Source organism: Flavobacterium sp. LHD-85 (assembly GCF_030929595.1).
In the GTDB taxonomy this organism is placed as follows: Bacteria; Bacteroidota; Bacteroidia; order Flavobacteriales; family Flavobacteriaceae; genus Flavobacterium.
Map to the genome: position 1 here is coordinate 264,306 of NZ_JAVFVR010000004.1, position 25,974 is coordinate 290,279.

Here is a 25,974-nt window from a genome sequence, read left to right on the forward strand (position 1 = left end):
TGCTTTAAATTGAAGCTTTTTGACTTTAAAAAAGCCTTAATTATTTAGAGTTTTGCCTTATATAAACTTCGGTCGCACCTAGACCATATTTTTGATAATTGGCATCTTGAAAATCAATTCCGTCATAACGACCCAATAAAAAATCAAGTTCAGCTTTCAAAATTCCTTCACCCACACCATGAATAAAAACAATTTTCGGAATGCGGTTTTTCATCGCAAATTCGATATGTCTTTTTGCCGTTTCCGTCTGCAATGTTAAAATGTCATAGTTTGACATTCCGCGTTTATTTTTAACCAATTTTTCGATATGCAAATCAAATTCTGGAACGCCAACATCGCGCTTATCTTTCTTTTCTTTAACAAAACTTCGCGGTTTTGGCTCTGTTTTCTCTTTCGAAACTTCATCTAAATCAATTCTTTTAATAGAATTCATTAAATTACTGGTTTCTTGAATCTTAAGCAACTCGTTGACTAAAAATGTCATCATAAATCCATCCTCAGTTTCAATCAAAACCTCGTTATTTTTAACCGAAACTACCGTTCCGTTTATGGCTTCATCGAGTACTGAAACCTTATCTCCTTTTGCAAGCATCCTACTCTTCTTTATCGTTATTTTTACTTGGCGTTTTTGCACTCAGCTGCATCATACCGAACATGAAAACAACAATTGCAGCAATCATGATATAGATATTTTTTTCCTCCGAAACCTGCTCGTATAACGCAACCGAAATCGCAAGAATCATTATTATAATTTTAAAAGTTTTCATCCTTTCTGTATTTTAAGATTTCAAAAGTATAAAACTTTCAAGTACAACTTCTATACTCCTCCAAACGTTTGTCATATTTTTTTAGTAAAATTGCAAAAAAGATCTGCTATGAGCTTAGAGAAATATATGATCCCTTGTATGTTCAAAACCTTGTTTGGTTACGACTGTTTGGGATGCGGATTTCAGCGATCTCTATTCTTACTTTTTCAGGGTGATTTTTTAGCTGCTTTTAAAATGTATCCCGCTATTTACACCTGTCTTTTACTCTTCATTTTTTCGGCATTTCATTTCTTAGATAAATCAAGAAATTATAAAAAACTAATCTGGAGAATGGCCGCTATAAATTTATTTTTTATGCTTGGCGGATATTATTTCAAACACTTTTATTTTTAGATTTTAGATTTTCTAAAAGTCGCTTTGCTCCTTTTTGGAATTTGGAATTTTAAAAAATTGAAAACTTAACCAATCTTTATTTCTTAATTTGGTTCAAAATATCATTCATCATTTCGATTTGAACTTTCTGAATTTCGATTAATTCTTGCTGCTGGTGCATAATCAAATGATCAATTTTATCATGAATTAATCTAATTTCCAATTCCGATTTTAGATTAATCATATAATCTTTTTTAGCTCGATTGCGATCTTTTTCTTCCTGACGATTTTGGCTCATCATAATAACAGGCGCTTGCAAAGCCGCAACACACGAAAGAATTAAATTCAGTAAAATAAATGGATATGGATCGAAGCCTTTGTTTAAAAAAATATAAACATTTGCACCAATCCAAACCGAAATAAAAACCACGAACGAAATAATAAAAGTCCAGCTTCCTCCAAAATCAGCCACTTTATCAGCTACTTTTTGCCCTAAGCTTCTTATTTCCTCTTCATCTTCGACAATACTTACAATCGATTTATCTTCTTTCAATGAAGAAATTACATTCTTCTCCATTGCAGAAAGCGCTCCGATTTCAGTAGAAAGGTAATTTGAAATATATTTTTGACGATAAACATTTAATTCATTTATAGAAATGCAATCTTCAGTGCCAAAATCAGGATATTCCTTCTTAATTAATCCTAAAATTGGATCGTGAATTGCTCTTCCGTATATTTTTTCATTTTCAGGAAAAGAAATCCCCGAAATGTCACTCTTAAATGTTTGATTGTTTTTCATTTTAGTATATTTTAAGAGCTAATTTACGCAATAAACTTCTTAAGAATTGTATAAAAAAGAACAGTTTACAATTCGTTTTTTATCACAAATCAAACTTTGCAAACAAAATTTCTTTCGTTAAATCGTGATTTTATTTCCAAAAAACGCCTTACTTTTAACGTTCCAAAATTATTCATTCATTTTTACCATTGTGACAAAAGAAAATATCATACAAAACATAAGAGCTTTAAAAAGCCATTCACACATAAACTACGGCATTAAAACCAAAACAGAAGACTTTACAGAAAAGCTTTTTTACACTCTGTTTGATTCAAATGCGGCATTAGATGAAAGCATTGATGAATTGGAGTTTCGTTTTAAAGAAATTGCTGTTTTGGCTTGCAAAAAACCTCAAAATTTGTGCGAATCTATTTGGGATCGCTTTTTAGAAAAACTTCCAGGAGTTTTAGAAAAGCTAAATCAAGATGCTGAATATATTCTTGAAAACGATCCTGCATCAAATAGCATCGATGAAGTTTATCTGGGCTATCCCGGATTTTATGCTATTGCAATTTACAGATTAAGCCACGAATTATATCATCTTGATTTATTACTGTTTTCACGATTAATGAGCGAATATGCGCATAGAATTACGGGTACAGATATTCACGCAGGAGCCGATATTGCATCACCTTTCTTTATAGATCACGCCACAGGTATCGTAATTGGCGAAACTACTGTTATTAAAAAACATGTAAAAATCTATCAAGGGGTTACACTTGGTGCATTAAGCGTAAGCAAAGAAATGAAAAATGCAAAAAGACATCCAACTGTTGAAGCGAATGTCTGCATTTATGCCAATGCCACAATTTTGGGCGGAGAAACCGTGATTGGAAAAAACAGTGTTGTTGGAGGAAATGCATGGGTTACTAAATCTATTCCTGAAGATTCTATCGTTTTAAACACCACAACTACCGAAGTTAAAATAAAAGAAAAAAAATAACATGAATTCACATAAATTATTAAATCTAATTGGCAATACCCCTTTAATGGAAACGGTCAATCTAGTTAAAAATAAAAATGTAAAACTTTTACTGAAACTGGAAGGAAATAATCCTGGAGGAAGCGTAAAAGACAGAGCAGCATACAACATGATTGCCGCGGCATTGGAGAGAGGCGACATCAAAAAAGGAGATAAACTAATTGAGGCAACCAGCGGAAACACGGGAATTGCTTTAGCAATGATCGCGCAATTATTTGGCATCGAAATCGAATTGGTTTTACCAGAAGATTCAACAAAAGAACGTACTCAGACAATGCGTGCTTATGGCGCAACCGTTATTCTTACGCCTGCCAGCGAAGGAATTATAGGGTCTAGAGATTATGCTGATAAAAAAGTGGCTCAAGGCGGATATTTGATGCTGAATCAGTTTGCAAATGATGACAACTGGAAAGCGCACTATAAAACAACTGGACCAGAAATATGGAATGATACCGACGGAACAGTAACGCATTTTGTTTCTGCAATGGGAACAACAGGAACCATTATTGGGACTTCGACTTATTTGAAAGAAAAGAATCCGAATGTGCAGATTATTGGCGCACAACCAAGCGACGGTTCTCAGATTCCAGGAATCCGTAAATGGCCACAGGAATACTTACCGAAAATATTTGATGCTTCTAAAGTAGATACTGTTATCGATGTAAGCGAAGAAGAAGCTCGTGCCATGACCAAAAGATTGGCTCTTGAAGAAGGCGTTTTTGCAGGAATGAGCAGCGGAGGTTCTGTTGCTGTTGCCCTTAAAATTGCAGAACAATTAGAATCTGGAGTTGTGGTTGCCGTAATCTGCGATAGAGGCGATCGTTATTTGTCTTCAGATTTATTTGATTAAAAAAGGTGCTAAGATGCTAAGATTTTAGAAACCGATCATAAACCCTTACAACTGCATACAAGACGCACAGCAGTGCGTCTCTACAAAAAAAACTTAGAATCTCAGCATCTTAGAACCTTAGAATCTTAAAAAAAAATGAACTACAGAAAACTAGGAAAAACAAACTTCAATATCTCTGAAATCTCGCTTGGCACTTGGCAGGTTGGCGGAAAATGGGGATCGGGTTTTAATGATAAAACGGCCGATGAACTTTTGAATACGGCTATTGACAATGGCGTAAACTTTATTGACACTGCCGATGTTTACGAAAATGGATTAAGTGAAACCGCTGTAGGAAGAGTGGTTCGTTCTCGTTCTGAACGAATTTTTGTTGCCACAAAATGCGGACGCCAAATAAATCCGCATGTTAATGAAGGATATACTCCAAAAGTGCTTCAAAAATTTGTTGAAGACAGCTTAAAAAGAACTGGATTAGAAACATTGGATTTAATTCAGCTACATTGTCCACCAACTGACGTTTACTATCGTCCTGAAATATTCGAACTTTTTGACCGATTAAAAGATCAGGGAAAAATTCTTAATCTTGGCGTAAGCGTTGAAAAAGTCGAAGAAGCCTTAAAAGCTATTGAATATTCTAATGTAAATACAGTTCAGATTATCTTCAATTTGTTTCGTCAGCGTCCTTCTGAGTTATTTTTCTCAGAAGCTAAAAAGAAAGATGTCGGAATCATCGCAAGAGTTCCGTTGGCAAGCGGACTTTTAACGGGCAAATTTGATTCAAAAACTACTTTTGATCCTCAGGATCACCGTAATTTTAATCGCAACGGAGAAGCGTTTGATAAAGGCGAAACTTTTTCTGGAATTGATTATGAATTAGGATTAAAAGCCGTTGAAGAATTAAAAGCTTTGTTTCCTGAATCAAAAAATCTGGCTTCAATTGCGCTTCAATGGATTTTGAGTTTTAATGAAGTAAGCTGTATTATTCCAGGCGCATCAAAAACAGAACATGTTTTATCTAATTTATCAGTTTATGATACTCCAAAATTGACTTCAGAGCAGATTGCGGCAATGAATAAAATTTATAGCGATCTGATCAAGCCTTCTGTTCATCAGCTTTGGTAAAACCTATAAAAGTCTTTTTGAGATGCTAAAATTGTTATAATCTTAGCATCTTTAAAGCCTAAAAAACTAAAGAGAATTTTTCTTACAACTTTTACGCAACCTTTTCTTTATTAGCACATCTAATAATAAAACTAATCATAAATCATTAACCATGAAAAAACTAAGTTTTATATTATTTGTCTTTTGCCTGATCATCGGATCTTGTGATAATGATGAAACTACCAAAGAAGAAGATTCTGCTAAACTTCTGGAATCTTATAATGATGTAATTGCATTTTCTCAGGCCAATAGCCAAGCTTGCAATAATGCAGACGAATGGGGTTTTATTAAAATGGATAAATCTGGCTGTCCTGAAAACGGTTACATTGTATATTCTAAAAAAATAGATCTCTTAACACTCCAGAAAAAAATTGATCAGTATAATAAAGTAAAAGAAAATTTCCACAGAAAATGGGGACATGAAAATGAAGGAGAAGATATTTGTGGACTAAAAACGATTCCTAATGGAGTAAAATGCGTTGACAATAAACCTCAATTATCTTCTGATTTTGTTCTCTATTAAAATATTACGGCTGTTAAGAATAAAAATCTTAACAGCCTTATTTTTTTCTGAAACTTAGATGTCAAATTCAATTCTAAACTCAGCGCCTTTATTCTTTCCTTCGCTTGACGCAGTTAATCTTCCTTTATTTCTTTCGATGATTTTTTTGCATAAATATAATCCGATTCCCGTAGAACCTTCGCTCGCTGTTCCAAGTCGGCTCATTTTGGTGAACTTTTTGAATAATTCTTCAATCTGATTTTTATCAAAGCCTATTCCTTTATCTCTTACCGTTACAATCAATTTTGAATTTTCTAAAAAGATTCTTGCTTTAATTTCACTTTCAAAATAAGAAAACTTAATCGCGTTGCTAATTAAATTCACTAAAACCTGAATCAAAAGCCCTTCATCTATTTTCAGTTTAGCTTCTGAACATTCTAAAACTAAATCCAATTTAATATTTTTATCCAACAAACGCTGTTCTATTTGTTCATTAACAAAAGGAAGAATATTGTGAAATAAAATAATCTTAGCTTCTTGGTTCACTTTTGCAACATCGTCTTGCTCTTTTAGCAGCTTGATGAAATTCTCTATATATCTAAACTGAAGATCGGTCGATTCGCAAATCAATTCAGCCAGATTTTTAACCGATTCTGATGGGTTTTCACTTATAATCAAGTGAGCCAAACCCTGCGGATTTCCAGCAAAATTTTTCAAATCGTGCGAAAGCATATAGATTAAATCCTGTTTTTCATTAATAAAATTCTCAGCTTCATTAATGGATTCTTGTATGTTGCACAAAAGCAATCCTGCTTCATCTGTATATTCTGTTGGCAAATCAGACAATTTTCGCGAAGTTCTATAGTCATCCAAAGCTTTTGAAGCCGTAGCAATGGGTTTTATCAATTTATTTAAGACCAAAAGCGTTATTGCTGTTGCCAGCAATGTCATGACTAGAGAAAAAATAAGAATGGAAGCCGATGAGACTTGATGCTCAAAAAATAAAACAAAAAATAAGATTCCGATTAAGGGAATATGAATACCAACAAAAGCGACAAATAAAAATTTGAAAGCATAACTTTTTTTAAGAAAGCTGATTTGCGAGAGTTTGTGGTACAACTTCATAAAAAGATAGAAATAGCAGGTTAATATGTAATTTTATTGGGTTTATTACAAAAACAAAATTAGCTTTTATACTCAATTAAACTAATATTTTGAAGAATTTCTAAATTTTTTCTAAAATTAAATTTGTAAAAGTTTTCAAAGGCTTATTTTTGCGCTATGGGAAGAAAAAATACAGACAAAATTGTCTTTCATCAAATTCAAGTTCTTGATGCTGGTGCAAAAGGAGTTTCGGTAGCCAAAGCACCTGACGGAAAAGTAATCTTTATTCCGAATGTGGTACCTGGAGATGTTGTAGACGTGCAGACATTAAAAAAAAGAAAGGCTTATTACGAAGGTAAAGCAGTAAAATTTCACGAATTATCTGAATATAGAGTAGAGCCAATCTGTGAACATTTTGGAGTATGTGGAGGTTGCAAATGGCAAAATATGAAATACAGCCAGCAACTTGCATTTAAACAAAATGAAGTTAAAAATCATTTACAAAGAATAGGAAAAATTGAACTTCCAGAATTTGAAGATATTTTAGGTTCTGAGAAACAGTTTTTCTATAGAAATAAAATGGAATTTTCTTTTTCTAACAGCCGTTGGCTTACAGAGAAAGAAATTACAAGCACCGAAGATTTAGGCAACAGAAATGCATTAGGATTTCATATTCCTAAAATGTGGGATAAAATTCTTGATATCAACAAATGTCATTTACAAGAAGATCCTTCAAATGCCATCCGTAACGAAATCAGAGCTTTTGCAAATGAGCATAATTTAGCGTTTTTTAATCCGAGAGAACATTCTGGATTATTAAGAACTGTTATGATTCGTACGGTTTCTACTGGAGAAATTATGGTTTTAATTCAGTTTTTTGAAGAGGATAAAGAAAATAGAGAATTAATTCTTGACCATTTACACGAAAAATTCCCAGAAATTACCTCATTGCAATATGTGGTAAACGGAAAACAAAACGACACAATCTACGATCAGGATGTTATTCTTTATAAAGGAAGAAACTACATTCTAGAAGAAATGGAAGGTTTAAAATTTAGCATTAATGCAAAATCATTCTACCAAACCAACTCTGACCAAGCTTATGAATTGTACAAAATAACACGCGATTTTGCTGATCTTACAGGAAATGAAGTAGTTTATGACTTGTATACAGGAACTGGAACAATCGCTCAGTTTGTTTCTAAAAAAGCGAAAAAAGTAATTGGAGTAGAAAGTGTGCCTGAAGCTATTATAGATGCTAAAGCCAATGCAGAACGCAATAATATTACAAATTGTGAGTTTTTTGTTGGTGATATGAAAGTGGTCTTTAATGAAGCTTTTATTGCACAACACGGAAAACCAGACGTTATTATTACAGATCCGCCTCGTGACGGAATGCACAAAGATGTGGTAGAACAAATCTTAAAAATTGCACCAAAAAGAGTAGTTTATGTAAGCTGTAATTCTGCGACTCAAGCGCGTGATTTGGCTTTAATGGATGAAAAATACAAAGTAACACGAGTGAGACCTGTAGATATGTTTCCACAGACACATCATGTTGAAAATGTTGTACTTTTAGAACTTCGATAAAAAATAAATGAAAAAAATAATCTCTCTTTTACTGCTCTTTACTTTCGGCTTATCCAGCTGCGAGAAAGATGATATTTGCGATGCGAATACACCAACTACACCAAGATTGGTTATTACGTTTTATGATATTTCCAATCCGACAAAAACTAGAAATGTAAGCAACTTAAAAGTCATTGGCGATGGAATGGAACAGGGAATTGTTTTTAACGAAAGTCTTGCAGAAGACGATTCATTAAGATATGTAACTAGTGGCAGCTCTGTATCGATTCCTTTAAAGGTAAATGACACTACATCGACCTTCAAATTTATCAACAATTCTTTAAATGCGGCATCTATTAATACTGATGTTATTAAATTTAGATACACAACACAAAATGTGTATGTTTCGAGAGCTTGTGGATTTAAAACCATTTTTCAGTTAAGAAACGTTCTTCCTATTGTTCAAACTGATCCAGATGGTAGTATCTGGATGTCCGGAATTGATTTACTAAACCCTAACATTGAATCTGAAAATGAAACACACATTAAAGTTTTTTTCTAGTCTTTCATTATTGTTTTCAATGTTTTTAGGTTATGCTCAGGATGTGCCTGAAATTTCTAAAAATAAAGACACAACAACGACTAAAAAGCCTCAAACAGAAAAAACTGTAAAAACGGCAAAACCAGAAATTCAGGAAGCTGTAAAAGATAGCGTCGTAAAAACAGACCGCTACGGTCTTCGTGTTGGTGTTGACTTGTACAAATTAACTCGTGGACTTTATGACAAAGATTATAAAGGAGTCGAGTTTGTTGGAGATTGGCGATTAACAAAAAGATATTATTTAGCCGCAGAATTAGGCTACGAAGATAAAACCACAGAAGACGACCGTTTAACTTCTTCTGCAAATGGAACATACATAAAAGCAGGTTTTGATTATAATTTTTATCAAAACTGGTTAGATATGGAAAATCTAATTACAATAGGAATGCGTGGAGGTTTTAGTTCTTTTAGCCAAGAATTGCATAGCTATAAAATCTATAATCCGAATCCGTATTGGGGCGAATTACCTCCAATAGCAACAGATCAAAAATATAGTGGTCTTACAGCCGCTTGGATTGAAGTTGCATTAGGATTAAAAGCACAAGTTCTTAAAAACGTATTTCTTGGTTTTGGTGTTCAGCTTAAGCTTCTGGCTTCTAACAAAGAACCAAATAACTTTGAAAATCTTTATATCCCAGGATTTAACAGGACCTATGATGGAAATTTTGGAATTGGCTTTAATTACACAGTTTCTTACTTTATTCCTATTTACAAGAAAAAAACAATGGCATCAGAAATAGTAAAACAAGAAGAGCCTAAGAAGAAAAAATAGTTTCTTTTTAAGATGCCAAGGTTCTGAAATACTAAGGTACTAAGGAAAAAAAGCGGTAAATTCAAGTTGAATTTACCGCTTTTTTATATTGTTAAAATTAAAACTTAGAACCTTAGTAGCTAAGAATCTCAGCACCTAAACTAAGTTAACTGAAAATTAATTGCCGCTTGTGTATGTATTAAAGTAGTGTCAAAAATAGGAACATTTAAATCGCCTTCTTTTATGACCAGCGGAATTTCGGTACATCCTAAAATGATTCCTTCTGCTCCATTTTTTATCAATTCGTTTGCAATTTCCAAATAACGTTTTTTCGTTTCCTCTGTTGCGATTCCTCTTCCCAGTTCTTCGAAAATAGTGTAGTGAATAAAATCTTTTACTTCTTCACTTGCAGGAATTATAGTTTCAATTCCTTTTTCTGCAAGTTTATCTTTAAAAAAATCTAATTCCATTGTGAATCTTGTTCCAAGCAAACCTACTTTTTTCAGCTGCTTTTTCTCAATTTCAATTGCTGTTTCTTCTGCAATATGAATGAGAGGAATATCAATAACCTGCTGTAATCGATCAGCAATTAAATGCATCGTATTAGCACATAAAAGAATCGCTTCTGCCCCGCCCGATTTTAAAACTTCAGCTGCTTTAGACAGCATATTAAAAGTAGAATCCCAATCGTTGGCATCATTATTCTTTTTTATATCGGCATAATTAAAAGAGTAGATCAGACACTCAGAAAAATTTAGTCCGCCGAGTTTTTTATTAATTCCTTTATTAATCAAAGTATAATAATCTGATGTAGAAACCCAGCTGATTCCTCCAATAAGTCCAATTTTCCTCATATGTTTTTCAAGTTATCCGATTTCTTTAATTCCTTTTATAAAAAGCCATTTCATAAAAAGTTTTTCGCCGTCTTTGGTTCTCACAGCTTGAAATTTAGGGCCAATAATAGTTCCAATCACAAACGCTGTCATCGGAATCCAAATTCCAGTTAATCCTGTATAAGCAGCAATCAAATATCTAAATATAAGAAATAAGACTGCAAAAGCTGCCAATTGGTATAAAAAAGCTCGTAGTTGTAGTTTTGACATTTTTTTATTTTTTAAGGTTCAAAGTTGCAAAGGTTCAGAGGAGCAAAGTTTTTCAGTTTGCGGTTTCGAAGCTTTTTCTTTGAATTGATAATCAAATTATATTTTTAATACTCTTTTTCTAGGTTAAAGTTTTAATTTTCTTGATGACAAAGTATTTCACTTTGTCCCTTTGAACCTTTATTACTTTGTACCTATTCAGAAACCTGAAACTTCGTTCTCTTGCTTCCTTCGTACATTTCATATTTTACAAGACGTGCTTCAAGACTTCCATTGAAAAGTTTGATTTTTCTTGAAGGTTTTAATCCTACGAATTTTAATGCTTCTAGGTTTGCTGTAATAAACCAAGCATTTGTTCCTGGATAGTTTTTCTTTAAAGTGTCACCAATACTAGCATAGAATCTTTCCATGTGAATATCCAAACGCTCATCATAAGGCGGATTGAAAACAATGTGAAGCTTACCTTCTGTTTCTTTTTCTGTATCAAAGAAGTTTTCTTCGTAAACTTTAATATAATCCTCTAAATTGGCGTTTCTGATATTGTCTTTGGCTTTGCTAACTGCACTTGGCGCTTTATCAAAACCTTTAATTGTATAATGAAACTCTCTTGTTTTTTTCATTAAACTGTCAACAATTGTATCAAACAGATCGTTGTCCCAATCTTTCCATTTTTCAAAAGCAAACTCTTTTCTGTTAATATTTGCTGGAATGTTGCAGGCAATCATAGCCGCTTCTGCCAAGAAAGTTCCAGAACCGCACATTGGATCTAGGAAATCACTTTGCCCATCCCAACCAGATAATAAAAGGATTCCAGCTGCCAAAACCTCGTTAATAGGAGCAATATTCGTAGCGGTTCTGTAACCACGCTGATGAAGTGAAGCCCCAGAAGTATCTAAGGCTACCGAAACCTGATCTTTGTCAATATGAATATTAATACGCAAATCTGGATATTGCTTATCAATACTTGGACGCTGTCCAGTTCTTTCTCTAAACTGATCTACAATCGCATCCTTACATTTCTGAGAAATAAATTCAGAATGATTGAAATAAGTAGAATGCACTGTGCTATCAATCACAAAAGTCTGATTCGCATTTAAGTATTTAGACCAATTTATACCCAAAATCCCTTTGTACAAAGCTTGTTCATTGTTAGCTCTAAAAGAATAAATTGGTTTTAAGACCTTAAGCGCAGAACGCAAAGACAAATTGGCTTTGTACATAAAACCTTTATCTCCTTTAAAGCTCACCATTCTCACACCTTTTTCAACATCCTGAGCGCCAAGTGTGCGTAATTCTTTTTCTAATATTTCTTCAAAGCCAAAAAAGCATTTGGCAATCATTTTAAAATTTTCTTCCATTTCTTTTTCAATTAAAAAAAGCCAATCGCTATAACATTTTATTATACTGGTATAAATACGTATCGAAGCGAAATAGTTATTTTTCGGCAAAAATACACTAAATTTGCCGGACTTTTGAATTAATTGAAATAGAATAAATGTCTGAAAAACATAACGCATCAATCCCGAATCAAGAAGAAGACAATCAAAACTGGTATTCTTCATGGTTTGACACGCCATATTATCATATTCTTTATAAGGATCGTAATTATCGTGAAGCTCAGGTTTTCATGGACAATTTAACGCATTACCTTAACTTGCCCGAAAAAGCAAAAGTATTGGACTTAGCGTGCGGAAAAGGTCGTCATTCTATTTATTTAAATCAATTAGGCTATGATGTTTTAGGAGCAGATTTGTCTGAAAATAGTATTGCAGAAGCTAGTAAAAATAGCAACGAAACGCTTCATTTTAAAGTGCACGATATGCGCGAACCTTTTGAAGAAAAATTTGATGCCATTTTCAACCTTTTCACTAGTTTCGGCTACTTTGAAAGTGATGACGACAATCTTACTACTTTAAAAGCAATTAAAGAAAGCCTATCTGAATACGGTTTTGCCGTTATCGATTTTATGAACGTGCCAAACGTTCTTGAAAATCTTGTTCCTGAAGAAACAAAAACGGTTGATGAAATTGATTTTCATATCAAAAGATACGTTGAAGACGGACATATTTTCAAAGAAATTGATTTTGAAGACCAAGGCAGAAAATATCATTTTACAGAAAAAGTAAAAGCACTAACTTTGAAAGACTTTCAGGATTTAATGGACGAAGCTGGAATTTTCCTTCTGGACATTTTTGGAGACTATAAGCTTAAAAAATTCCATAAAACTGAAAGCGAAAGATTAATCATGATTTTTAAATAGGTTTAATCGTTTAACCGTTAATTTGTTTAATCGCTAAACAAACTAACAAGAAATTCGATTAAACGATTAAACAAAAAAACGATTAAACAAAAAGATGAATTATCTACTACCCTTATTTTCTGTACTTTTAGGATATAGCGTGGCTTTGTTTATTAAACCCGAAAACAAAACCAATTTAAAGTTACTGCTGGCTTTCAGCGGTTCTTTTTTATTGTCGCTAACCGTAATGCATCTGCTACCCGATGTTTACGAATCACACAATCATAATATCGGAATCTTCATCATGGTCGGGATTTTATTCCAGATCGTTCTTGAATTTTTCTCAAAAGGCGCCGAACACGGACACGTACACGGACACGCAAAAATGTCTCAAATCCCGTGGCTTTTGTTTATTAGTCTTTGCATTCACGCCTTCTTAGAAGGTTTTCCCGTAAGCCATCATCACGGTTTGGCTGTCGGAATTGCTATTCACCACTTGCCTATTGCTGTTATATTAACAACATTTTTCATCAATGCCGATTTAAATAAAAAAGCCATTTTTGCCTTCATGCTGACCTTTGCTATCATGACGCCATTAGGAACAGTAGCATCTGAATATTTGCCTTTTTTAAGTAAATATTACACCGAAATAACGGCAATCGTAATTGGTATTTTATTTCATATCTCATCAACAATTATTTTTGAAAGTAGCGAAGGACACAAATTCAACGTTGCTAAAGTCTCGATGATCGTTCTCGGAATTTTATTGGCATTCTTTTTATAATGTGTCAATTAGAAAATGTGTCAATTAGAAAATGTGTCAATTAGAAAATGTGCCAATTAGATAATGATAATTTTCTAATTGGCACATTTTCTAATTATCTAATTTAGTTAGCTCTCTTTTTCTCATCCTGATTTCCAAAAGCACGCTCTTTTACGTTTATCTTTTTATTTCCAAAATTATAAACCACAGACAAACGAACAAATCAGTTACTATTGTTTTGATCGTAAACCTGTTTTACCCCATTTACAACCGAAGTAAAATCTTTTAAGTAAGAAGTATTAAAAATATCATTTGCCAAAAATGCGATTTGCATCGTTTTATTAAGCAAATCTTGTTTAAAACCAATATCAAAACTTGACGTATACCCTATTTTGTATAAACCGCTTTCATAAGGCGGCGTGTAACTAAAATCAATTTGAAGCTTAGAATTTTTCCCTAATACAAAAGTATTATTTGTAGAAAAATCTATTTCCAAACTATTTGACGGAGTTGCATTGATATCTTTTATAAATTCTGTTTTTGCGCCTAAAAAATACAAAGAATTTTCGCTTGTCCACCAATCTGCAAAAGTTGCCGAATATGTTTCTCCAACTCCATAAGTCAAGCTTTTGAAATAATTATCTCTTGTTACAATCTGTGTATTTGTTTCTGGGTTTGAGGTAAACAAAACGCCATAGCCGTTTGTAATTGCATTGACAAAAACAGTAGTTCTCAAAATTTCTTTATAAGAATATCCAAACTCAAAGTTGTCACTAAACGAAGGTTGTAAAAACGGATTTCCTTCTGAATAACTATTACTGCTTATATAAATTCGAAACGGATTCAATAAATCAAAACGCGGTCTGTTGATTCTTTTTCCATAATTTAAGGTAAAAGCATTGTTGTCGTTTTTCTTGTAAGATGCAAAAACCGTTGGAAACAATTTCAAATAATTATTAACCGTTTCCTGATTTAAAGTTTCAGAAAAACCTTTTGTCTGCGTATTTTCCAGTCTCAAACCAACTTGAAAATTCCATTTTTCATTGATTTTTTTATCTCCGTTAACATAAAATGCCTGATTATTTTCCGTGTAATTAAATCGGTTTGATTGTAAAGGATCTAATTCTGGAGTTCCTGTAATCGTGTTGTAATAAACCAAATCGCTCACACTGTTTGTAAAACTCATTTTCGCACCATAAGATAAATTCAGCACTTGAAGCGGATGTTCCATATCAGCCTTAAAACTCCAGTTATCAATATCTTGGTTTGAGATATTTCGCCCCGACTGATTCACAGAAACAAAAGTTCCATCTGCTAAATAGTCGTTTGCGATAAACTCACGATCAAATTTTGAATTGTAATTAAAGTAATCCACATCAAAAGACAATTTTCGGTTCAGCGAATCCAGTTTTGTTATCAAATGCGCATTATACGTTAAACTTCCCGATGCTCTGTCTGCGTAACTGTTATTGATTGTATAATTTTTTAATTGATTCTGAGTATCATATCTGTCTATCACAATATCCGATTGAAAATCCGGATTATTTCTGTCGTTTATAAATTGAAAACCCGCTGTTGTTTTTTCTGAAAAATCATAATCTAAAGCAAATTTTCCTGATAGATTTTCATTTTTCATTTTTGTCGTCGCGCTCATATTTGAAATTCCGTCTTCAAAATATACTTTTGAAATTTCATCTATATTCATATATCCCGTTTTTCCGTTGACGCTTGCCGAAAGACGAAACTTATTTTTGTTATAAAAGAAATTATCTCTCAAAGTAAAAATTCCGTATTTGTTTTGATCGTAAGAAGCTGTAGTGGTATTTTTCCAAGAATCACGAGTCCCTTTTTTCATAATAATATTAATCAATCCACCAGTTCCTTCAACCTCATACTTTGCCGGAGGGTTACTGATAATTTCAATATTCTTGATGTCGCTTGCAGAAATTGATTTTAAAAAATTATTCAATTCTTCGCCCGTTAATTCAATAATTCTTCCATCAATCATAACTCTCGAAGTTCCTTTTCCTAATATATTTATCATATTGTTTTGCACTACAACACCAGGCGCGCTATTAATGGCGCTTAAAGCATCTCCTCCAACATTGGTTACATTATTTTCAAAATTATAGACCAAACGATCCGTTTTTTGCTCGATGGTTTTCTTTTTAGACTGAATCACAACTTCAACTAATTTTGTTTCGTTTTCTTTAAGCGTCATCACCCCTAAATCTGTATCTTTTTCTAAGGAAATTTTATTTTCATAATCAGTAAAACCCAAAAGACTTATCCCTATTTTATAAGAACCATTTTTAAGATTGATTTCAAAAGAACCATCTTGACTTGAAGTTGTTCCTTCAATAATTTTTCCTTCTAAATTTGAGATTGTTATTTCTGCCCATTCTAAAGGTTTTGTTTCGCTTGTGATTTTTCCTTTTAATTTTAATGTTGATTGTGCCAAACAAAATAAAGGCAATACTAAAAAGATAAGGAGATGTAATTTTTTCATGGTTTCTAATTTTAACTTGTTCGATTAATTTGAAGCAAAGTTGCCTTAGAAATTTTGAGTATGCGACCGACAAAAAAAGTCGAACCATTTTCTCTTAAAGAAATTGGTTCGACTTTATAAGATGAAAAGTACGACTTTTTACAAAACCTTAATTATAAAGCATTTCGATATGCAGTAGGCGTTAAATTTGTATATTTTTTAAAAGAAGTATTAAAAGAAGATTTGGAGTTAAAACCAACTTCATACAAAATTTCCAGAACTGTAAGCTGATTTTTCGATTTATCTTTTAAGATGTTCATAGCTTTCTGAATGCGATATTCGTTTACAAAATCAAAAAAATGCTGATCCATATGATGATTAATCAAAACCGACAAATCGCGAACCGGAATATTAATTTGATTACTTAATTCCTGTATTGTTAATGACGGATCAAGAAAAGGCTCTTTCTCTATCATGTATTGTTTTAAAGTTGAAATCTGGGTCTTAATTTCTTCGTTTTCATTTTCTATTTTTTCAGTTACTTCATTTTCATTTTGCGGAAGAATCTCTTTCGTTAATTTTAATCGAGAATTGATTCCTCTAAAAAGTTCAGGATGATTTAATGCTTTCAAGACAAACCAGCATATTACGCTTAAAGCCATAACGATCATCAAAACATTTCCCCAAAGAAAAATATCTCTGGAAGCGGTATAGCGCAATAAATTTTTTGAAGCTGTAATCGAATGCATAACTACAAAAACACAATTCATCTGAAAAAGCCATTTGTAGGTAGACGTACTAGGATTGGTATAATTTTCCAGATAAATTCTTTTGTATTTTCTTAAAATCAAGAATATACTCACAATATAAAACCAATACTGAAATTCGATTAGAATTTGAAAAAAGTAAATTTCAAACATTGTACTGTAATGTTCTAAAATAAACTGCTTTTCAGCACCCGATTTCAAATAAATTCTCGGTATTAAAACAAAATTCATCACTATAAATGGAAGTGTATAGATTAAATGCCTCCATTTTAATCTAAAATCAGAATAACAAACTGCCAAAACATAGAGATAAATCAAAGGCATTTCTAACAAACACACCGTACTTCTAAACAAATCTATATTTATGTATTCTATAGGAAATGAATAATCCATTAATCCGCTAAAATCAATCGCTGACAAAATAATAAAACAAGCAAAAAGTCGATTGGCCAATTTATTCTCCGTCTTTACAGTAAGTAAAAAAAGTGCCAATAATAACGAAACAAAGACTGCAATACGAGCAACGCTATCTAAAAATCCTAATTTGTCCATTTATCTTTTATGAATATTAAACAAATATAATATTTTAGTTTATGTAACAAAGTCACATTTTAACCGTCTTTATGCAGAAAAAATAGAAGAAAAAAAATGATTTTAAATCTCTGAGACTTTGCAAGATTGATATAAAATATATTAATTTTGACGAGTCTAAATAACGATAAAATGACATTTACGAAAACTACTGAACAAGCCTCAAAATATGAACATTTAGAGAAGATGTCTGTTCATGAACTGTTATCTAATATAAACCAAGAAGACAAAACTGTTCCTTATGCAGTCGAGAAAGCTTTGCCACAAATAGAAGCTTTGATTCCGCAGATAGTCGACAAATTAAAGCTTGGCGGCAGATTGTTTTATATTGGAGCAGGAACTTCTGGCCGACTTGGTGTTGTTGACGCTTCTGAATGTCCGCCAACTTTTGGTGTTCCGTTTGATTTAGTAAATGGCATTATTGCTGGTGGTGACACAGCTATAAGACGTGCTGTAGAAAATGCCGAAGACAGTACAACAAATGCTTGGATTGATCTTCAAAACCATAATATCAATTCGAATGATGTGGTTATTGGAATCGCTGCTTCTGGAACTACTCCATATGTTATTAGTGGTTTAGAAGCTTGCAATCAAAACAACATTGTTACAGGATGTATTACTTGTAATGCTGGAAGTCCGTTAGCTTTAACTGCACAATTTCCAATTGAAGTTGTTGTTGGACCAGAATTCGTTACGGGAAGCTCTAGAATGAAAGCTGGAACTGCACAGAAATTGGTTTTAAACATGATTTCGACTGCCGCAATGATTCAGCTTGGAAAAGTGAGAGGCAACAAAATGGTCGATATGCAATTAAGCAATGTCAAACTCATTGATCGCGGTGTAAAAATGATTATGGATGAAATTTCAGTTTCGTATGACGAAGCTTCTGAATTATTGAAAAAATACGGCAGCGTGAGAAATGCTGTTGACAATTATAAGAAATAATAGTTTTCTGCTTGGAAGTTTAACCACAAAGCACACTAAGAATTACGCAAAGTTCGTAAGGTTTTTATTTAAAACTTTGCGAACTTTGCGATTATAAAAATCTAGCATATAAAAAAAACTTAGCGTACTTTGCGGTTAAAAACAAACCAACAAGTTGAAACCTTAAACTTGAAACAAAAAAGATGGCAACAAATAAAGAATTACTAAAAAAAGGAGTGAAATATCTATCAGGCGCTCTGCCTCTTATGTTTCTTGGGCCAACATTGATTTATAATGCTTTTCAAAATCAAGGCAACAACTGGCACTATCTTGTTTTAGGAATCGGAATTGTGGCTTGTCTTTCTTCTATGCTTTTGATCTTTTTGGGATTGAAAATCATTATGAAAGGTATATTTAATGACTAATTTGTATCTTTACTAAAATTCTTTGTTATGGATATACAAGCAGAAATAAACTGGATTCATCAAGAAATTGATAAAGTAAAAGACCCCTCTTTTGTAGAAAAATTAAAACACCTCTTACAATCAATAAATAATACCGCAATTGATTCGGATGCAGCTTATAATTTAGATATTGAAAATGCCTTAAATGATATTAAAAAAGGTAATTTTTATACTGAAGATGAAGCTAAAGAAATTGCAAAAAAATGGGGAAGAAAATAATTTGGACAAACAATGCTTTGAGCCAATTAGAAGACATTCATTTTTACATTTTCTTTGAAAGTAAATCACTTACGATTGCTGATAAAGTAGTTAATACTATTTTTGAAAGTGCTGAAATACTTAAAACACAACCTGAAATTTATAAACTTGACAAACAAAAAGCCAACAATGATGGTAGTTTTAGAGTTTATTCTGTTTACGATTATGCTATTTCTTATCAAATAACAAAAGAGAACATCTATATACTTCGAGTGCGTCACAATGCGCAAAAACCTAAAAAACATTCATGGAAAGTCTAATTCACATTCAGAAAACATTTGAGAAAGTTGTTTATATTGATAAGAAAATAAACAATCGGGAGTTTGAAGATTGTGTGTTTAAAAACTGTGATTTTTCTAACAGCAATTTCAATTCTAATACTTTTCTTGACTGCGAGTTTATTGACTGCAATCTTTCTATGACAAGTTTGGCAGGAACAAGTTTAAAAAACGTCACTTTTAAAAACTGCAAACTTCTCGGAATTGCTTTTAACGAATGTGACGATTTCTTATTTCAGGTTTATTTTGAAGATTGTGTTCTAGATTATGCTCTTTTTTCGAATAAAAAAATGCCTAAAACCAAGTTTATCAATTCGTCAGTAAGAGAAGTGACTTTTATTGGAACTAATTTAACGAGTTCTATTTTTGACAATTGCAATCTTGACGGCGCTATTTTTAACGAAACGCAATTGGCGGGAGTTAACTTTAAAACAGCTTACAATTACAAAATCGATCCTGAATTTAATCCGATGAAAAAAGCGCAATTTTCTACCGATGGAATTGTTGGATTATTGGATAAATATGATATCAAGATTGTTTAAAAAAAAACTCCACGAATTACACCAATTAACACGAATTGAGATTTCGATCAATTTGCGATACAACTAAAATTTTGTGAAAATTTGTGCAATTTGTGGCAAAAAAAATAGCTATGAAATTATCTGAATCTTATCTAGAAAGTGTCAAAAAGCAATTTTTATATTATAAAATGCTTGGCGAAAAGGCAATCGATCAGATCGAACCTGAACAGCTTTTTGTTTCTTTTAATGACGACACCAACAGCATTGCAACAATCATAAAACATATTTCGGGCAATATGCTTTCTCGATGGACAGATTTTCTAACTTCCGACGGAGAAAAAGAATGGCGAAACCGTGATTCCGAATTTGAAAACGATATACAATCTAAAGAAGAAGTTCTGGAAATTTGGAACAAAGGCTGGAATTGTCTTGAAAATACTCTAGAAAGTTTAAACTCCGAACAGCTTTCTGACATCATTTACATTAGAAATGAAGGCCATACGGTTATTGAAGCCATCAATCGTCAATTGGCACATTATCCTTATCATGTCGGGCAGATTGTTTTTTATGCTAAACAATTGAAAAACAGCGAATGGAATAGTTTATCGATTCCGAAGAATAAATCGGGAAATTATAATGCCGAAAAGTTTGCCAAAGAAAAAGAAATCAAGAACTTTACCGATGATGAATTAAAGAGGTTGAAATAATCTATCTTTCTAAATATGAAATCAAAAGATAACGAAACACATCACTTTTTACCAAGCGGAGAATGGGAAGGATTTTATTGCTATTCTAATTCGTCCTCACAACATAAAATGTCTATTGAATTGAGTTTTGCAAATTCAATTATTACAGGCTCTGGAATTGATGATGTAGATTCATTTCGATGGAACGGCTCTTATAATTTGGAAAATTTTAAACTTAAAATGGTCAAAACTTATCCGACACATATCATTAATTATGCTGGAGATATAGACGAAAACGGCATTTGGGGTATTTGGGATAATCCAGAGGACTTGAGTTTTTTTTCTGATTTTTCGCCAAACGTTCTTCAACAAATTAAAGCGATGACAAAGGGAGGTTTTCATATCTGGCCAAAAGCAAACAAAAGTGAATCTAAAGAAGAAATGAGAGAAGAAGTCAAAGAATCTAAAAAACTGAAAGAGTTTTATATTCAAAAAGTTTAAATTATATTCAAGTGTTTCTTGTTATCCTAATGCCCTAGCCCCGATTGAAATGGAAATCCTTTTTATTTTTTCTTTAAAAATAAAAAGATTGAAATGGAAAGCGGGATTAGCTCCTAAAAAACAACTTAATTAAAATGAAAAAAATAGTATTCTTATTTCCAGTGCTGGCTTTAGTATCTTGTTATAATGCTGAACACAATTGCAAGGATTTTAAAACTGGAAAATTCAAATTTGAGACAGAAGTCAACGGCGAGAAAAAAACAACTTATTTTGAACGCAAAGACGATATCGAAATCGAAACTTTTGAAGGAAAAACAGATACCGCAACCATTCGTTGGGTAAGTGACTGCGAATATGTGCTACAGAAAAAGCATCCAAAAAATATGGCTGAAGAAAAAGCCATCAGCATGAAGATCCTTACGACTTCTAAAGATTCTTATACTTTTGAATTTGGCTTGGTTGGTTCTGAAGAAAAGCAAAGAGGAACCGTTTACAAGGTTGATTAAATAATTAAGCTTTTTTGCCACAAAGGCACAAAGACGCTAAGGACTTATTTCTTTGCGACTTTGTGCCTTTGTGCCTTTGTGGCAAATTATTATAATGTGTTTCTTTTACATTTCTATTTTAAATAGTACATTAGGACTTTAATCTAACCAAATGAAAAATACCATTTCGCAAAGAGTTGCAGACTTTTTAAAAGGATATCCGCCGTTTAATTTTTTGCATCAGAGAGATTTAGAAAAACTATCTGAACAGATTTCAATTATATATAAAGAAAAAGATGCTGTGATTTTTGCCGAAAATGACAAAACACACGATTCTTTTTATGTGGTTCACAAAGGTGCTGTCGCTTTGAAAAAAAGCACTAAAAATACAGTTTTGGACATGTGTGATGAAGGCGATATTTTTGGACTTCGTCCGCTTTTGGCACAAGAAAATTATATTATGGAAGCTGTAGCGCACGAAGAAAGTATTCTTTACGCTATTCCAATTGCCGTTTTTAAGCCTTACGCATTGGAAAACAGAAACATTGGCAATTTCCTTATTGAGAGTTATGCTTCGAATACTCGCAATCCGTATTCAGATATTCATAAAGACAAATTATATGGTGATGATCAGTTGAATGAAAACCTGCATTCGAGCAATCATTCTTTTGATTTAGCGCCAATCAAATATTCTAAAAAAATCGTTACCTGCAGTCCGTCAACAACAGTTAAGGAAGTGGCAAAGATTATGAATAAAAAGAAAGTTGGTGCGATATTGATTGTAGATGAAATGCTTCCGATTGGTATTCTGACTGATAAAGATCTTCGAAACAAAATTGTTACAGGAGATTTTCCTATTACAACCACCGCCGAAACGATCATGACCAAACCGGTTATTACATATTCAAAAAAAATGACAGTTACCGAAGCGCAAATGGCGATGATGAAAAGTAATATCAGTCATTTATGTTTGACCAAAGATGGAACTGTAAATACTAAAGCAGTCGGGATTTTATCGAAACACGATGTTATGGTCGCGCTTGGAAATAATCCCGCGGTTTTGATAAAAGCGCTGAAACGCACTAAAAAAATCAAGGAAATAAAACCAATCCGTAACCGAATTATGCAATTGCTTCAAGGTTATTTGGATCAAAATATTCCGATGACTTTGATTACCAAAATCATTACAGAATTGAATGAAGCTTGCACAACTCGAGTTATCGAAATTTGTTTGGAAAAAATGAGCAGTCCGCCACCTGTAAAATTCGCTTGGCTGGCGCTTGGAAGCCAGGGACGCGGCGAGCAAATGCTACATACCGATCAAGATAATGCGATTGTTTACGAAAATGTCAATGAAGTTTTTAGGGATGAAACTAAAATCTATTTCTTAAAATTTGCCGGACTTGTCAATAAAGGTCTTTTTGATATTGGCAACGATTATTGTCCTGCCGATATGATGGCTTCGAGTCCGAAATGGTGCATGAGTTTGGACGAATGGAAATCTCAAGTGCATCATTGGATTACAAATCCTGGGAAAAATGAGGTTTTGCTTTCGTTTATTTTCTTTGATTATAGCAAAACTTATGGCGATTCTGAAATCGTTAATGAACTGTCTGATTCTATTTTTGAAAACGTAAAAGCAAATCCGATTTTTTATATGCATTTGGTGAGTGGCGCTTTGCAAAGCCCATCGCCTACTGGCTTCTTTAGACAATTTTTGGTTGAACAAGACGGTGCAAACAAAGATAATTTCGATATTAAACGTAGAGCTTTAATGCCTCTAACCGATGCTGCACGTGTTTTAATTTTATCCCATTCGGTAAAAGGAATCAGCAATACAGCAGAGCGTTTTGAGAAACTGGCAGAATTGGAACCTAATAATAGAGAATTGTATTTATCGTGTTCGTATTCGTTTAAAGCTTTACTGAAATTTAGAACCAAACAAGGATTGTTGCATCATGATTCTGGTCAGTTTATCGAACTGGAATCTTTAACCAAAATGGAAAAAATTAAACTGAAACGTACTTTTAAAACCATTAAAGAACTTCAGGAACTTATTTCGGTGCGTTTTAATATCTCAAATCTGGTATAATAATGAGTTTATTCAATTTTTGGAAGAAAGAAGAAAATAATCTATTCGATGATAATATTACGATCGAAGAAACTCGTTTTGTGGTTTTAGATACCGAAACTACAGGATTTGATTACGATAATGACCGCATTTTGTGCATTGGCGCATTGGTTCTTCAAAACGGAATTATTAATGTTCAGGAAAGTTTTGAAGTTTATCTAGAACAAGATCATTATGATAAATCGACAGCTCAGATTCATGGTATTTTAAAAGATCTGCTTCTCAAACGTCCGACAGAATTAGAAGCTTTGCAACAGTTTTTGGAGTTTTTAGGAGATTCCATAATCATTGCGCATCATACCATTTTTGATATTACAATGATTAATAGAGCTTTAGAACGAAATGGGCTTCCTCATTTAAGCAATAAAACTTTAGATACCGCTTATTTGTATAAAAAGACTTTGATTCAGTCGCATTTATTTGAACGAAAAGATCATTATACTTTAGATGACTTAGCTGATAAATTTGATATTTCAAAGAAAGACCGTCACACTGCTTTGGGCGATGCTTATATTACTGCGATTGCTTTTCTCAAGATTGTTAAAAAACTGAAAGAGAAGAAAGCAACCAATTTAAATCAGCTCTTTAAATAGTTTTAAGATTTTTTTATGAATCTTAAATTTACATTCGAAACCTTTAATTTACTTTTTCATAATACAAGACTTACATTTATTAGCATTAAGAAAAAATTAACATAACGTGTAATTTGTTTTGGAGAGATAGCTTTGCCTTAATCAAAAAAAATAAAAAACACTTTATGAAAGCTAACTTTTTAAAATCAATTACCTTGCTTGGACTTGCAGGTCTTTCTGCAATAAGCTGTCAAAATGATGACAAAGATTCGAATAGTGTAAATGCAAGTATCGATTTTACTTCAAATTCAAAAGTACCTCCTTTTGTTTATGCACAGACAGGTTTTGAAAACTTAAAAATCAGCACTTTAATCACAAGTGCAGATGTTCTTCCAAATTCACCATCTTTTGTTTACGGAGCACAGCCAGACGGAGCTGGATTAATGAAAGATCCAAATGGTGACGGATACATTATGATTACCAACCACGAAATTATCCAATCTGTATCAAGAGTATATTTAGATAAAACATTCAAACCTGTAAAAGGAGATTATATCGTTGATGGTGTTGGAGGTCTTACTCGTTTATGTTCTGCTACTTTGGCAACTCCAGAAATCCACGGATTTGGACCAATCTTTTTAACTGCAGGAGAAAGCGGTCAGGAAAGTATGGTTCACGGAATTAATCCTCTTGGATTATCAACTGACAAAGCAAGAACTGATAGAGTTTTACCAGCTTTAGGAAAAGCAAGTATGGAAAACGCTGTTCCGCTTCCTAAAGAGGCTTATCCTGGAAAAACAGTTATTCTTATTGGAGAAGATCAATCGTATGCAACTTCTCACGTAAGTGCTGGTCAGTTAATTATGTATGTTAGTACAGTTGGTGATTTGTCTAACGGAAAATTATACGCTTTAAAAAGAACTGATGGAAATCAGGTTGAAACGACTATGAAGTTAAACAATTCATATCCTGTTGAATTTGTTGAAATTCCGAATGCTAAAAACTTAACTGGTGCTGTAATCAATACAACAGTTAATGATTTAAAAGCAATTCGTTTTTCAAGAGTTGAAGACGTAGATTACAGAAAAGGAAGCGCAAGCAACAATAGAGAAATCTATTTTACAGCAACTGGTCAGGCAACTAATAATGCTCCTGTTGAAGGTTACACGATGTGGGGAAGAGTTTATAAAGTAAAATTAGATGCAACAAACCCATTAAAAGGAACTTTAGAATTGGCTGTTGAAGGTGACAGTACTCCTGGAACCGGAATCATCAATCCTGATAACTTATGCGTAACTGAAAACTACGTTTACATTCAGGAAGATGGTGATAGCTATTATGCAGATGCAAAACACGATTCATACATTTGGCAGTACAATATTGCTACAAAACAAAATAAAGCGTGGTTAAACATGAACCACAAAAGAACAGATACAGCTTGGAACACACTTTACAACCAAACTGGCGAAATGAGATTTGGTAGCTGGGAATTTGGAGCTATGCAAGACATTTCAGATATCATTGGTGTTCCAGATACTTTCACGGTAAATATTCACCCTCATACTTGGCAAAGTGATGCATTTAAAAATGCTGACGGTTCAGGAACTCAAACTAACAAAGAGGGAGGACAAACTGTAATTATTAGAAACGTACAACGCTAATAATTTTCGACCAAAATCTTATTGACAACCCTTATTTTCCGATAAGGG

At 32.9% G+C, this 25,974-nt stretch carries 30 protein-coding genes; 21 read left to right on the plus strand and 9 right to left on the minus strand.

Annotated elements, in window-relative coordinates:
- Nucleotides 1-40 precede the first annotated feature (40 nt).
- Nucleotides 41-592 (minus strand): Smr/MutS family protein, encoded by a 552-nt coding sequence (locus RB618_RS08925; protein WP_308068430.1) that lies wholly within the window; start codon nt 590-592, stop codon nt 41-43.
- A 1-nt stretch (nt 593) separates the two neighbouring features.
- Nucleotides 594-767, minus strand: coding sequence for a hypothetical protein (locus RB618_RS08930; protein WP_008462622.1), 174 nt, complete (start codon nt 765-767; stop codon nt 594-596).
- 138 nt (nt 768-905) lie between these two features.
- Between RB618_RS08930 and RB618_RS08935 the strand changes: the two genes are divergently transcribed.
- Nucleotides 906-1,160, plus strand: a complete 255-nt coding sequence (locus RB618_RS08935; protein WP_308068578.1) for a DUF2752 domain-containing protein — start codon at nt 906-908, stop codon at nt 1,158-1,160.
- Between the two features lie 76 nt (nt 1,161-1,236).
- On the opposite strand, the gene RB618_RS08940 is transcribed toward RB618_RS08935, so the two are convergent.
- A complete protein-coding gene (locus RB618_RS08940) occupies nt 1,237-1,938 on the minus strand; it encodes a DUF1003 domain-containing protein (RefSeq protein ID WP_308068431.1) in 702 nt (233 codons plus the stop codon).
- A gap of 190 nt (nt 1,939-2,128) precedes the next feature.
- Between RB618_RS08940 and epsC the strand changes: the two genes are divergently transcribed.
- The 4 genes from epsC (at nt 2,129) to RB618_RS08960 (ending at nt 5,493) form a co-directional block, all read left to right on the plus strand.
- Nucleotides 2,129-2,920, plus strand: a complete 792-nt coding sequence (gene epsC / locus RB618_RS08945) for a serine O-acetyltransferase EpsC (protein ID WP_308068579.1) — start codon at nt 2,129-2,131, stop codon at nt 2,918-2,920.
- 1 nt (nt 2,921) lies between these two features.
- Nucleotides 2,922-3,809, plus strand: coding sequence for a cysteine synthase CysM (gene cysM, locus RB618_RS08950; RefSeq protein ID WP_111378561.1), 888 nt, complete (start codon nt 2,922-2,924; stop codon nt 3,807-3,809).
- 135 nt (nt 3,810-3,944) lie between these two features.
- On the plus strand, nt 3,945-4,931 hold the full coding sequence (locus RB618_RS08955) for an aldo/keto reductase (RefSeq protein WP_308068432.1): 987 nt from the start codon (nt 3,945-3,947) through the stop codon (nt 4,929-4,931).
- A gap of 151 nt (nt 4,932-5,082) precedes the next feature.
- Complete coding sequence (locus RB618_RS08960; RefSeq protein ID WP_308068433.1) at nt 5,083-5,493, plus strand: hypothetical protein; 411 nt, start codon at nt 5,083-5,085, stop codon at nt 5,491-5,493.
- Nucleotides 5,494-5,547: 54 nt separating this feature from the next.
- Here the strand turns inward: RB618_RS08960 and RB618_RS08965 are convergent, their stop codons facing one another.
- A complete protein-coding gene (locus RB618_RS08965) occupies nt 5,548-6,597 on the minus strand; it encodes a HAMP domain-containing sensor histidine kinase (protein ID WP_308068435.1) in 1,050 nt (349 codons plus the stop codon).
- A gap of 156 nt (nt 6,598-6,753) precedes the next feature.
- On the opposite strand from RB618_RS08965, the gene rlmD reads away from it, so the two are divergent.
- From rlmD to RB618_RS08980, 3 genes are read left to right on the plus strand one after another with little or no spacing between them, the layout of a single operon-like run.
- On the plus strand, nt 6,754-8,166 hold the full coding sequence (rlmD, locus tag RB618_RS08970) for a 23S rRNA (uracil(1939)-C(5))-methyltransferase RlmD (RefSeq protein ID WP_308068436.1): 1,413 nt from the start codon (nt 6,754-6,756) through the stop codon (nt 8,164-8,166).
- A gap of 7 nt (nt 8,167-8,173) precedes the next feature.
- The gene (locus RB618_RS08975) at nt 8,174-8,707 is read left to right on the plus strand and encodes a DUF6452 family protein (protein WP_308068437.1); all 534 of its coding nucleotides are present in this window, start codon (nt 8,174-8,176) and stop codon (nt 8,705-8,707) included.
- A complete protein-coding gene (locus tag RB618_RS08980; protein WP_308068438.1) occupies nt 8,679-9,518 on the plus strand; it encodes a DUF6048 family protein in 840 nt (279 codons plus the stop codon). Before RB618_RS08975 ends, RB618_RS08980 begins: the two co-directional genes overlap by 29 nt.
- Before the next feature lie 140 nt (nt 9,519-9,658).
- Here RB618_RS08980 and RB618_RS08985 read toward each other — a convergent pair whose 3' ends face one another.
- The 3 genes from RB618_RS08985 to RB618_RS08995 form a co-directional block, all read right to left on the minus strand.
- On the minus strand, nt 9,659-10,351 hold the full coding sequence (locus RB618_RS08985; protein ID WP_308068439.1) for an aspartate/glutamate racemase family protein: 693 nt from the start codon (nt 10,349-10,351) through the stop codon (nt 9,659-9,661).
- A gap of 12 nt (nt 10,352-10,363) precedes the next feature.
- Nucleotides 10,364-10,600 (minus strand): hypothetical protein, encoded by a 237-nt coding sequence (locus tag RB618_RS08990; protein ID WP_308068440.1) that lies wholly within the window; start codon nt 10,598-10,600, stop codon nt 10,364-10,366.
- Nucleotides 10,601-10,791: 191 nt separating this feature from the next.
- Nucleotides 10,792-11,955, minus strand: a complete 1,164-nt coding sequence (locus RB618_RS08995) for a THUMP domain-containing protein (protein ID WP_308068441.1) — start codon at nt 11,953-11,955, stop codon at nt 10,792-10,794.
- 137 nt (nt 11,956-12,092) lie between these two features.
- Between RB618_RS08995 and RB618_RS09000 the strand changes: the two genes are divergently transcribed.
- The gene (locus RB618_RS09000; protein WP_308068442.1) at nt 12,093-12,857 is read left to right on the plus strand and encodes a class I SAM-dependent methyltransferase; all 765 of its coding nucleotides are present in this window, start codon (nt 12,093-12,095) and stop codon (nt 12,855-12,857) included.
- A gap of 94 nt (nt 12,858-12,951) precedes the next feature.
- Nucleotides 12,952-13,620 carry a ZIP family metal transporter gene (locus RB618_RS09005; RefSeq protein WP_308068443.1) on the plus strand — a complete coding sequence of 223 codons (669 nt, stop codon included), beginning with the start codon at nt 12,952-12,954 and terminating at the stop codon, nt 13,618-13,620.
- Between the two features lie 202 nt (nt 13,621-13,822).
- Here the strand turns inward: RB618_RS09005 and RB618_RS09010 are convergent, their stop codons facing one another.
- Together RB618_RS09010 and RB618_RS09015 are read right to left on the minus strand one after the other, a co-directional pair.
- Nucleotides 13,823-16,108, minus strand: coding sequence for an outer membrane beta-barrel family protein (locus RB618_RS09010; protein ID WP_308068444.1), 2,286 nt, complete (start codon nt 16,106-16,108; stop codon nt 13,823-13,825).
- 152 nt (nt 16,109-16,260) lie between these two features.
- Nucleotides 16,261-17,406 (minus strand): helix-turn-helix domain-containing protein, encoded by a 1,146-nt coding sequence (locus RB618_RS09015; RefSeq protein WP_308068445.1) that lies wholly within the window; start codon nt 17,404-17,406, stop codon nt 16,261-16,263.
- 171 nt (nt 17,407-17,577) lie between these two features.
- On the opposite strand from RB618_RS09015, the gene murQ reads away from it, so the two are divergent.
- The 11 genes from murQ to RB618_RS09070 all read left to right on the plus strand — a co-directional run bounded on the left by murQ (nt 17,578) and on the right by RB618_RS09070 (nt 25,926).
- On the plus strand, nt 17,578-18,390 hold the full coding sequence (gene murQ, locus RB618_RS09020; protein WP_308068446.1) for an N-acetylmuramic acid 6-phosphate etherase: 813 nt from the start codon (nt 17,578-17,580) through the stop codon (nt 18,388-18,390).
- A 182-nt stretch (nt 18,391-18,572) separates the two neighbouring features.
- Nucleotides 18,573-18,794: a DUF6095 family protein gene (locus RB618_RS09025; protein WP_111378576.1), complete on the plus strand. Its 222-nt coding sequence runs from the start codon at nt 18,573-18,575 to the stop codon at nt 18,792-18,794.
- 27 nt (nt 18,795-18,821) lie between these two features.
- The gene (locus tag RB618_RS09030; RefSeq protein ID WP_202000994.1) at nt 18,822-19,052 is read left to right on the plus strand and encodes a hypothetical protein; all 231 of its coding nucleotides are present in this window, start codon (nt 18,822-18,824) and stop codon (nt 19,050-19,052) included.
- Nucleotides 19,037-19,351, plus strand: a complete 315-nt coding sequence (locus tag RB618_RS09035; protein WP_308068447.1) for a type II toxin-antitoxin system RelE/ParE family toxin — start codon at nt 19,037-19,039, stop codon at nt 19,349-19,351. Before RB618_RS09030 ends, RB618_RS09035 begins: the two co-directional genes overlap by 16 nt.
- A complete protein-coding gene (locus RB618_RS09040; RefSeq protein WP_308068448.1) occupies nt 19,339-19,911 on the plus strand; it encodes a pentapeptide repeat-containing protein in 573 nt (190 codons plus the stop codon). Before RB618_RS09035 ends, RB618_RS09040 begins: the two co-directional genes overlap by 13 nt.
- 110 nt (nt 19,912-20,021) lie before the next feature.
- A complete protein-coding gene (locus RB618_RS09045; RefSeq protein WP_308068449.1) occupies nt 20,022-20,597 on the plus strand; it encodes a DUF1572 family protein in 576 nt (191 codons plus the stop codon).
- A gap of 15 nt (nt 20,598-20,612) precedes the next feature.
- Nucleotides 20,613-21,077: a hypothetical protein gene (locus tag RB618_RS09050; RefSeq protein WP_308068450.1), complete on the plus strand. Its 465-nt coding sequence runs from the start codon at nt 20,613-20,615 to the stop codon at nt 21,075-21,077.
- 134 nt (nt 21,078-21,211) lie between these two features.
- Complete coding sequence (locus RB618_RS09055; protein WP_111424136.1) at nt 21,212-21,583, plus strand: DNA topoisomerase IV; 372 nt, start codon at nt 21,212-21,214, stop codon at nt 21,581-21,583.
- Nucleotides 21,584-21,734: 151 nt separating this feature from the next.
- Nucleotides 21,735-23,654: a DUF294 nucleotidyltransferase-like domain-containing protein gene (locus RB618_RS09060; protein ID WP_308068451.1), complete on the plus strand. Its 1,920-nt coding sequence runs from the start codon at nt 21,735-21,737 to the stop codon at nt 23,652-23,654.
- A gap of 2 nt (nt 23,655-23,656) precedes the next feature.
- On the plus strand, nt 23,657-24,286 hold the full coding sequence (locus tag RB618_RS09065; RefSeq protein WP_308068452.1) for a 3'-5' exonuclease: 630 nt from the start codon (nt 23,657-23,659) through the stop codon (nt 24,284-24,286).
- Between the two features lie 164 nt (nt 24,287-24,450).
- The gene (locus tag RB618_RS09070) at nt 24,451-25,926 is read left to right on the plus strand and encodes a hypothetical protein (protein WP_308068453.1); all 1,476 of its coding nucleotides are present in this window, start codon (nt 24,451-24,453) and stop codon (nt 25,924-25,926) included.
- The last annotated feature ends 48 nt before the right edge of the window (nt 25,927-25,974 follow it).